The sequence below is a fragment of the 'Chrysanthemum coronarium' phytoplasma genome (assembly GCF_000744065.1).
Taxonomy (GTDB): Bacteria; Bacillota_I; Bacilli_A; order Acholeplasmatales; family Acholeplasmataceae; genus Phytoplasma; species Phytoplasma asteris.
The window spans coordinates 1-943 of record NZ_BBIY01000121.1 but is presented as its reverse complement, the minus strand read 5'-3'; the positions used below and the strand labels follow the sequence as shown (position 1 = coordinate 943).

Below are 943 nucleotides of genomic sequence, written 5' to 3'. Positions count from 1 at the left end.
GGGTGGAAGATTTAGTGTTTTTACAAGCGTAGGCATCCTTCCTTTTGTTTTTGCTAATTTAGATGTTGTCTCAATGATGAAAGGTGCTTTGCAAGCTTATCACGACACTTTTCAAGAAGACCTTTTTCAAAATCAAGCCTATCAGTACGCTTTAGCAAGGTATTTGCTTCACATCCAACAAAACAAAAAATGGAACTATTGGTAAGTTACGAACCGCATCTCCTTTCTTTTTCGGAATGGTGGAAACAATTATTTGCTGAATCTGAGGACAAAGAAGAAAAAGGGCTTTTTGTAGGAGCCACCAACAATTCTACTGATCTACATTCCTTAGGGCAATTTATCCAAGAAGGCACCAAAATGCTTTTTGAAACAGTTTTAAATGTTACATCAATAAAAGATGATTGCGTTGTTCCTCACATTCCAAACGAACTTGATAATCTTAATTATGTAGCTGGAAAAACTTATTCACAAATTAATCAAAAAAATTCTTCAAGCCACTAAACAAGCCCACATTGAAGGCAAAGTTCCTAATTTAGAAATTGTCATTCCTACTTTGGATGCATATCATTTTGGATATTTAGCGTATTTTTTCCAAAAAGCTTGTGCAATGTCAGGTTTGTTGTTAGGAATTAAACCTTTTAATCAACCCGGAGTAGAAATATACAAACAAAAAATGTTTGCTTTATTAAAGTCATAATTGCAATTATTACAAAAATATTCATTTATTACACATTAAAATACATTTTTTAGCAAAAAACCATTATAATATTTATGGTTAGTAAATTTAACTATTTGTCCCACAAACAAAAGTTATTTTATTTTTCATTTTATAATTAAAAACCAATTTAAAAAAGGAGTATTAATTATGCCATATATTGAAAGTATTTTAGCGCGCGAAGTGCTAGATTCCAGAGGAAATCCTACAGTAGAAGTAGAAGTTTAT

At 31.1% G+C, this 943-nt stretch carries 3 protein-coding genes and 1 pseudogene; all 4 read left to right on the top strand.

The window, feature by feature from the left end; genetic code table 11:
* Positions 1-205, top strand: a pseudogene (locus OYV_RS05465) (glucose-6-phosphate isomerase); the annotation flags it as partial.
* Positions 199-501: a hypothetical protein gene (locus OYV_RS05460; protein WP_236620296.1), complete on the top strand. Its 303-nt coding sequence runs from the start codon at positions 199-201 to the stop codon at positions 499-501. The pseudogene OYV_RS05465 and the gene OYV_RS05460, both read left to right, overlap by 7 nt.
* Before the next feature lie 52 nt (positions 502-553).
* A complete protein-coding gene (locus OYV_RS05695) occupies positions 554-697 on the top strand; it encodes a hypothetical protein (RefSeq protein WP_236620295.1) in 144 nt (47 codons plus the stop codon).
* Positions 698-865: 168 nt separating this feature from the next.
* The coding region (locus OYV_RS05690) for a hypothetical protein (protein ID WP_152550847.1) at positions 866-943 on the top strand (78 nt) is incomplete at its 3' end.